Source organism: Cyanobium sp. T1B-Tous (genome assembly GCF_024345475.1).
In the GTDB taxonomy this organism is placed as follows: domain Bacteria; phylum Cyanobacteriota; class Cyanobacteriia; order PCC-6307; family Cyanobiaceae; genus Cyanobium_A.
On sequence record NZ_JAGQBE010000084.1, the window covers coordinates 1 to 8,849 of the forward strand.

Below are 8,849 nucleotides of genomic sequence, written 5' to 3' on the forward strand. Positions count from 1 at the left end.
GATGCTCAGAACTAGAAGGGTGCCCATTGAATAGCCATTGCGTCGGGTCACTTGAAAATGGTTTTGGTAATCCATCTGGATATCTCTCCTCCGCTACCTTTTTCCACCGCGCCAGATCAAAGGGGACCTTGACCAAGGTCTTGCAAGTGATCTTTATAGACTGATCAATCTCCTTCAGCGCGGGACGAAACTCATCGGATGTGCAGAATGCCCATAGAGCAGGAAGGTCTGACGGATGGTGTGGAATCACGACTGAGGCATTTTCGTCGAATGACTGCCCCAAGTAGAGGGTGCAAGGTAATTCGCCCATCTGGCCTGCCAAGACCCCCAATTTCCCCCATTGCTGAACGCCCGCCTTCCATTTTCCACTTGAATAGCCGTCCTCCTTTTTCGCATTCATCATCTCTGCTAGCCCGCCCTCACCGTTCTCCCACCTAAAAAGGAAATAGCACCCACCGTAGTCTTGAATTAGCGCAGGGGTTGATTGTTGCGCTACCCAGCCATCTTGAATCCCATTGACCTCCCAAAAAGCAACCGAGAATCTTGGTGAATCAAAACTGCCCTGGCCATGAGATGCCTCGGCGACAGATTCCAAAAGAGAGGCTCTGTTGAGAGGAGAAAGGATTAACCGAGCGTCAGGATTCCCGAGCTGACTACTTTGGCCAACTCGAAGTGGAGGCTGAGTGCGAATAAATGCCGCCTTTTTCGCGGGAGTTTTTTCTTCACCTGCGTCGAGCCCGGTCAGTTCATGGCCGGCGCAAGGTGAACAGCCGGAGAGGCCAATCAAAACTACGTTCACAACTTCGCCGCCAATCGCCTCAAAAGCCCGGGGGCCAAGCTTAGCGGCCATGTCCCACTGATATCGCTTTAGAAATGCGTCCCGAAGCTTTGCGTATGATGTCAGAAATAACCAGTTTTGTGGGGATACAACTGCGGTGCTTCCAGTGCTACCACAAAACTTGAGGCATCGCTCGATGAAGCAAGTGGCGAGATCAGCTTTGGCTTCAGCATGTGCGTTCTCGCAGTAAGCAAGCATTGAATCGACCTGCTTACCGCGGCCGAGGTAAGGCACGTTGGTGGAGACCAGCGTGAATTGGCCAGCGAGGATTTGCGCAGCTTTGGCTAGACCATGAGCGGCCACTGCCATTTCATGCGCAATATCGTCTTGAGTCTCCTGAACCACCACCTGCTCCAGCAGTGGCTGAAGCTCTTGGAACCCTGCTACCAGTAAATCGCCCTCATCAGCGCGCGGGTTAATCAAGCTGCCCAGCACCGAAGCCTTTTGGAAAAGTCTATAAAGCCGCTCCATGCCATTCCTGAGCCGCTCGTTGTCGCCAGCAATCGCCAGCCAGTCGGCTTCTCGCGCGTTCGGGGCCAGGCCAGAGCAGGCGAGGTTCATCGCTGGCAACTTGCAATGGCCAACGCGGCGCCATGCAGCCAGCGCCAGGTTGAATGCAGCGATCTGCGTACAGCGCGGGTCGATCTCCAGACCGAACAGGTTGCCCTCGATCACAGCTGCCACTGCTGCGGCTTCCAGCTGCTCGCCCTCGGCCTGGCGCAAGGCGACCAGCCGCTCAAACATCGCCACCACGAAGTGTCCGCTGCCCATGCAGGGATCAAGGCAGGTCAGTTCAGCAGCAGTTCTGGGCCAGCCTTCAAAGGTTCCAGCCGCCGGTGCCCACGTGCCTTCGTCTGACTTGACGAACCGCAGGTAGCTCCAGGTGCAGCCGGGAAGGGCCACGACCTGGCGCAGATCGTCTTCGGTTTGGGCCGTGCTGGCGAGCTCAGGATTCGCGGCAAGCATCTTGCCGGCGTGCCAGGCGCCGAGGGTGTTGTCGAGCAGGAAGTCCACCATGTAGTCCTCGGTGAACAGCTGTGTGACCGGTGAGAGTTCATCGGCGCCAATCTTCACGCCGGAGTCGTTCACCTCCTTTTTGCGCTTCGTCTGCCAGAACTGATAGGTCCAGCCCAGGCTGTCGCTGGCGGTGAACACCTCGGCCTCCAACCCCGCCACCAGAGCCTGCAGTTGCTGGCGGATCTCCAGGGGCAACCTCAGCGCCAACACTGGATCGTCCGTGCGGAAGATCTCGGGCAGCATGTCCTGGGCAAATTGCGCGGCCAATCCCCAGAGATCGGTTCCTTCTTCTGCAGCCAGCTCTTCGCATTCATCGAGGCTGATCGACACCCCAGAAGAGGGTTCGATCAGCAGTTGGTTCTCCGCCAGGAAGCGGGCAAACAACATCCGGTGCCAGTGCTCATAGGCCATCTCCCGCACCAACCGCTCGATGCTTTGGGTACCTTTCTGGGGATCGCGCTGATCCCCCAGCTGGCGGCCGCGGGCGCGTAGTCGATTGCGCAGCTTGCGCTCCTCCTCACTCATCGAGGCAAAGGGCTCGCTGGCACCGACCGCCAAGGCTGTGAGGGCATCCCGCGCCCCGCGCTCGGCCAGGTCCCGGGCCTTCACCACGGTGTTTTCGAGGGTCCTGCGCAGATCGGAAGCGAGAGCGGGCATCGAAAATCAGTTGATCTGGATCGGACCGTTTTGCAGGGCTGTCAGCAGCTTCTGGCGCTCGGTTGCCCACCAGGCATCCAGTACTGCTGGATCTTTGAGCACCCCACTGCTGAGCTTCACGGACTGGGTGGAGGGCTCCAGGGCCTTGGCCGCCGCGGTGCGGGCCTTGGCAAACCGGGTGGGGATGCTCTCGGCCTGTTCTTTGTGGCCGGTGATGGAGCGTTGCTGGAGTGCTTCCAGGAGCTGGCTGCGCTCAACGGGCGACGCCGGTGGAACGGAGACGGGCAGCTGCAGCGCTTGGCTGATGCGGCTGCGCTCGGCCTCCGCCAGCCCCTGCCATTCGGCACTGGCCTGCAGTTGCTGCAGCTCCGCGACCACCACCTGGCTCACCTGTTGCTGGGCTTGCTCCAGTTCAGCAGTCAGCGCCTGCTCCAGTTGCTGGAGCAACGGGGTCACGAAGTCGGTGGTGGGATCAAGTAGTGAGCGCTGGCTCCGGATTGCCTCCACCTGGGGCTCCAGCTCCTTGTGCACTGGCAATCCCTGGGCCTGGTGCAGGAGAGCCTGCAGACGTTCCCATCCAGGCTGGCGTTTGTCCTTGAGGGCACCCAGGCTGCAGGCCTGATCCCACAGCTCCTGCAGCTGGTCTTTGGCATCGAGGATCGCTTTGAGTTGCTCGGGGCCACTCTTTTGCCGCAGCTCCTTCAGCAGGGTGGATCTCACTGGCGGGGGCAGCGGGGCCTCGCCACCGGATTGGAGCACCTTGTTCTCGATGGCATCGAGGAACTCGACGGCCTTGGCCTCCTCCTGCCCCGACTGTGCTGAGACGTCGGCGATGCCATAGACGCCTCGAACGGCCAGCTTTTCCTTGGTGGTGAGGCGCACCTCCTGCAGGTAAAACCGCGCTTTGCCCAGGCTCTGCTGATCAAGCTGACCAACCGCAATCGGGTTGTTCTGGCTGTCCTTGGCGCTGAGGGTGCCATCGCGATGCAGGGCCAACAGCACCGCATCCATCGCATCTTGCGGCCAGCCACAGGGAGACACGCGCAGCTCAGCCCGGATGGCGCTGCCCTCCTTGCCGCCACCGATGGTGCTGATCACCTGGCGAGCAACCGGATGGCTGTCGTTGGATCCCTGATGGCCCACAGCCGTGAGCGGAGCATCGCTGCCCTCTTTGGCGCGCTTCACGGCAGTGCCCCAGCTGCCATGGTCGGCCTTATGGAACTCAGGGAACAGCCGGGCCAGTGAGGCCTCTGAGGCTGCGGACTGCAGCTTCTCGCTCAGCTTTGTGCCGTACTCCTCGATGCCGCCGCCCTTGAGCACCAGCGCGTTGGCGATCACATCGGCGATCAGTTCGTTGCAGTCCTCTTCTGCGCGGCTCAGGCGGCTCTGCATTGCCTGCCGCGCTTCCTGTCCCTCGGCAGAAGAGGGGGTTCCGTAGTGATCAATCACACGACGAGCGGCCGTGGCGTCGATGATCCGGTTCTTGAGGTCTTCTGCGTTTCTGCGCGGTAGGAACACGTGCAGCACGGGGTCGTCGGCACCGGCCTCGCGGGCGGCATCGCGCACCTCCTTCTCGCTGCAGCCCCAGCCATCGCGGATCCACACCACCACCTGTTCATTTGATGGAACGGGGGGCTCGGGGTTGGGCCACGGATAGATCGAGCGCGGGATCTTGGCGTCGCCTTGCAGCAGGCGGATGGCTTTGAGTTCCTTCTGAAGCTCACCGCCGAGACGCTGCTCGCGCTGGGAGGTGACTTCGGTGTCGTCGTTGCGAACCGCCTGGCGCTTCTCTTCAAAAAGGCGCTGCCACTGGGCGCCTTCGGTGGTCTGGAGGCGGTATTCCTCCAGGCCGGGCTGATCGCCCACCTTCATCAAGGTGCCGTCGTCGGCCATCGCCTCCAGCAAGCCGGCGATCTGGTTGCGTAACGGACCGCTGTCTTTCCGCAAATCCGGCACCATCAGGTCCGCCAGGGTGCGGGCGGTGGCACGGATGCCCTTGTCTGCCCCCTGCTCTCTCGGCAGCCGGCTGATCAGGAAGGCCAGCCCACACAGGCTCTGCTTGAGCTTGCCCTTCTCGCTGCCGTCATCGAGGCCGGCGATGCGGTTGTTGAGCTCATTGAGCAGCACGCCTGAGTTGACCAGGTCGGGCCCCATCGCCTGGAACAACACATCGCCGGTGATCACCCGGCCCAGGTCTTCCTCGGCGATGTCTTTGACCGCGTCAAAGATGATCCGCAGCTGCGAGCGCAGTTGGCTGTTGGTGCCAGCCACATCGACGCTGCGGAAGCACTCCTCCCAGAAGCGCCGGCGCGTGGGCAGCAGCGGATAGTCGGCCACCGCCACCTGCCGGTCTTCCGTGCGCTCCTTGATCAGGCTGCCTTCCAGCTGCTTGGAGACCTCACCGGCATTGGTCTCCAGCACCTGCTGCACATCGGCCTGGGCATCGGCGCGCTTCTGCAGGATCACCTTGCGGATCACCGTTTCCACGTCGGTGTCCGACAGCTGCACCGTGACGCGGAAGCGGTCCTTGAGCTTCTGCAGCTGCGGCGTTTCCGACGACAGCGCCGACTGGCCGGAGGCCACCAACATCACCCGGCTGTCGAGCTCGGTCTGCAATGCCTCGGCCACTTCCACAAAGTCGGTGGCCCGGTCGTTGGAGTCGCCGATGTACTGCTGCACCTCATCGAGCACGAGCATCGTGTGTGGCAGCTCACCGCCATCGGGCGCCAGCGCCTTGCGGGCCAGCTGCACGAACTCGGCGGTGGTGATGTCGCTGTCGCTGTTGGGGAACTGCTGGCGGATCACATCCCGCGCCTCGCGGTTGCCGGCGGCAAAGTCGCGGTCTTGCTCCAATACGGCTCCGGCGATCACCGGGCTCACGTAGAGCTCATCGAGCTCCTCCAACCAGCGGCTGCCTTCCGCCTCAACAGCTGAGCGCACCGCGTCGAGGTAGCCCTTCTCCCGCAGCCAGAAGCAGAAGCGCGTCTGCGGCACCTTCTCGGGCATGCCCACCGACTTGAGCAGGATCGCCAGCACGGTCTTGCGCACGGCGTCCTTAGCGCCGGATGGCATGGCGCCGCTGGCGGCCATCAGCGGTTTGCCACTTCTGGCGGCGAGGGTGTCGAGCTCGCGGAACTGGGTCTTCACCCCTTCGGGCAGCTCCAGCACCAGATCGCGGGCTCGCTTGCCCGGGCTCACCTCAGTGTTGGCCCAGAGGTGGCCGAGCATCTTCTGCAGGTGCGACTTGCCGCTCCCGAAGAATCCCGCCACCCAGGCGGCGTTCTGTCTGGCCTGCCCCTGCTGGGCCAAATAGCTCTGCAGGATCCGCTCCATCGCCTGGCCGTACTGGCCATCGCACACGAAGGTGCTGAGCTCGCCTTCCAGCTCACGGCGAGCGTTCTCGTCGTCGAGCGTGGTGATCCGCGCCTGGCCGTTGTTGGCCAGCGGGCTGACGCGCGGGTCGCGCTGCAGGGTTTGGAAGATCTGTTGGCTCATGCCACCGCTCCTGTGGGATGGCGGGTGATGCCCACCGCCATGTAGTTCCAGCCGTCTCGGGCATCGAGCAGCCGGTAGTTGTTGCCGTCTTTCTGGCCGGGGAAGAACACAACCAGACGGCCCTGGATCTCGCGCTCCACCTCCTTGATCACATCGGAGAGCCGCAGGAACCCGAAGAGGCTCCCCGCCCCCAGCAGCGCCACGACGTCGTTGTCGGTGGCTTGGCTGAGCTGGGCCTTGATCAGGTCTGCCACGTGGCGCAAAAAGCTGGAATCCAGCTTGAGGCGGATGTCGTCAGGCCGCTCGAAGTACTCCTCCCGATACTTCATGCCACCCATCCAGTCGGCGAAGGCCGTGGTGAGATCAACCAGCTGCCAGCCATGGCCTGCTGTTTTGGTGGCCTGCTCGAACTCCAGCAACTTGGCCCGCAGGTGCCGCTCCAGCTCTTTTTCGTAGACGAGCATCACCACCCGATTGGCTGCGGGCAGGCCCTGCTGCCAGGGCACAGAGATGTGGTCTGAGTACTGCGCTGCCAGTTCATCAATCCGGCTCATGACTGCTGGCCTCCGTGCAGGGGATCCAGGCCGCCGGGATCGATCGAGACCACCCCGGCGCCGTGGGAAAGCTTGAGCAAGCCCAGGCGTTTGGCCTGCTGCGCCAGCTCAAGTAGCCCCGAGCTGGAACTGTCGAGCGCAGTCGCCCAGGGGGTGGTGAGCAGGGCCTTGCCGCGCTTGCCACTGGCGTAGCCAAGCCACACCGCCAGGGCCAGTGACACCGGGTTGGGATTGAGCGGCTGCCGCAGCTTTTTGACCCTGCCCTTGAGGTGACCGCTCTGGGTCCAGCTGCTGGCGGTGTTGCGCGCCACCGCATCGAGCACCTTTGGGCTGAGCCGGTCGTGGCTGAAACCTTGGACCGCCGCCACCATCTCGGAGCGCTGCAGCAGCTCGCCCTGGGTCATCCCCATTACCTGAGCTGTGGTGGCCATCAGCAGCGGATCACGGGCCAGGCCGTTAAGCAGGGCCAGCTGGGGGTGTGCGGCGGGATCCACGGCCCACAGCCGGCGCAGCACCCGGAACAGTGGCTTGCTCGGATCGAGACCATGCAGAGCGGTGAGCCGGGTGGCGGTTTCCTTGCGGGTGGAGAGGGTGCGCTTGCCCAGCACGTTCTCCTCCACGATCGCTGCTCGGTAAGCCTTGGCCGGAGCATCAGCCGGAACCGCTGCCAGCAGGGCTGCCAGCTCCTGCAGCATCAGGGTTTTGCTGGTGTGTGGGCCGCTCTCGGCCACCCGGAAGCCCAGCGCCGCCAGGTCGCCCTTGGCGTCAGCCGGCTTCGAAGGCTTGGGACCGGAGCGGCGGGCGGGCATGCAGGGGAGGGTCTGGGCTGCCCTGGGAGGCCCCTGGTGGAGGCCGCACCGCGATTTGGTGCGCATGCAGCTCAGCAGCGTTCTTGCAGCAGTCTGGCCCCTGGCATCGGCTGGCGCAGCCTGGCTTTTGGGGGCGTCACGCTTAGAGCCTGAACTATGCGCAGGCTGCATAAGTGCAGGGTTTCATTGCTCCTTGCTGCTGCCGGCTCAATCCAGCTCCTGACTAGCCACCATCCAGACTCGTTTGAGAGGCAACGCCAGACGCATCTCCTCCGGGAGCTTGTCGTAGTGAGCGAAGAGCTTTTCGAGAAGCTCCTTCCCGCTCCATAGCCGCACGCGAAAGAAGTCGCGTGCCAGCTCCTTCTGCACGTTGCTCTTGAACCCTGCCCAACTCACGAACAGGCAGGTTTCCGCATTGAACTTCTGGCCAGCGCCGATCAGCTTGTCGACCATCGGCCGATCAGCAGGAGTGTCGCCCGACTTCACCTCAACGCAGATCGACGGCGCCCCGAAGCCCAACTCGCCGCCTGCCGCCAGGATGTCGGCCCCGCCATCAGCTCCCTCAGGGCTGCGGTAGGTGGTGTAGCCCTCGGCCTGGAGGATCGCCTCCACCAGCTCGGCCAGGCCATGCCCTTTGAAGCGGGCCTCGATCAACCGCACGATGCGATCGGCCGCGAGCTCCTCCAGATCAACGTTGCTGGCTTCCCCTTCATCGCTCGGCGCAAGCGACTGGGCTACTGCCACTGACCTCGGTGCAAAGGCCGAGATGGTTTCCGGCTGCCACTGACGTGCTGCCATCGCCCGCACCCGGGCTTCGGCGTCATTGCGCTGAACCTTGCAGATCGTCAGGAACGCCCCGAAGGAATAGAGCAGGTCCTGAGGGAAGGCGCTGCGGGGCACCAGGCCACTGAACCAGTTGATCTCACGCCAATGGAAGTAGGGATCGGGCCCTGAGGCTTCGTAGTGGTAGTTCCCCTTGAGCTCGCCGAAATACAGACCGGACTGGATCTTGGAGGGCATCACGACCCAGTCACCCGCCGCCATCTCACAGCCAAAGGACCAGACCTGCGACGACCAGTTGATCAGGGCCTTGGGCTTTTCATCGGGGTAGCGCTGCTCCATGGCTTGGATCAACGCCTGCCGATCAGCCAGGGCCTTGAGGTCGACGTTCAGCCCATCCCAGGCGACATACACCTTCCCCTCATCGAGAAACTTCTGCTCGTGTTCCCCGCGGGAACCAGCCCGGATCAGCCAGAGGGTCATGGCCTTTCCTCGCTGCTGATTCCCTGGCGCTGTTGGTCGAACAACGGTCCTAGTGGCATTACCTCCAGTTGTCCCTGCTCAGCCACCTGCATGCCAGATGGCAAGGGCTGTTCCGGGCCAAAAAGCTCTGGCGCTGGTGCATCTGCTCCAAGTGGCAACGGGTCCTGGCGGTAACGGGAACGAGGCACGGAGTATCTGACCCAACATCCCCAGCTT

General features: G+C 62.9%; 5 protein-coding genes. All 5 read right to left on the reverse strand.

What is annotated here, in order from left to right; genetic code table 11:
* A partial coding sequence (locus KBY71_RS13570; RefSeq protein ID WP_254929426.1) for a BREX-1 system adenine-specific DNA-methyltransferase PglX occupies window positions 1–2,512 on the reverse strand: 2,512 nt, incomplete at its 3' end.
* Window positions 2,513–2,518: 6 nt separating this feature from the next.
* Complete coding sequence (gene brxC / locus KBY71_RS13575; RefSeq protein WP_254929427.1) at window positions 2,519–6,007, reverse strand: BREX system P-loop protein BrxC; 3,489 nt, start codon at window positions 6,005–6,007, stop codon at window positions 2,519–2,521.
* Window positions 6,004–6,561, reverse strand: coding sequence for a BREX protein BrxB domain-containing protein (locus KBY71_RS13580; RefSeq protein WP_254929428.1), 558 nt, complete (start codon window positions 6,559–6,561; stop codon window positions 6,004–6,006). The genes brxC and KBY71_RS13580 overlap by 4 nt, the downstream gene beginning before the upstream one ends.
* Window positions 6,558–7,436, reverse strand: coding sequence for a hypothetical protein (locus KBY71_RS13585; protein WP_254929429.1), 879 nt, complete (start codon window positions 7,434–7,436; stop codon window positions 6,558–6,560). The genes KBY71_RS13580 and KBY71_RS13585 overlap by 4 nt, the downstream gene beginning before the upstream one ends.
* A 141-nt stretch (window positions 7,437–7,577) precedes the next feature.
* Window positions 7,578–8,633 (reverse strand): restriction endonuclease, encoded by a 1,056-nt coding sequence (locus KBY71_RS13590; protein ID WP_254929430.1) that lies wholly within the window; start codon window positions 8,631–8,633, stop codon window positions 7,578–7,580.
* Window positions 8,634–8,849: the final 216 nt, after the last annotated feature.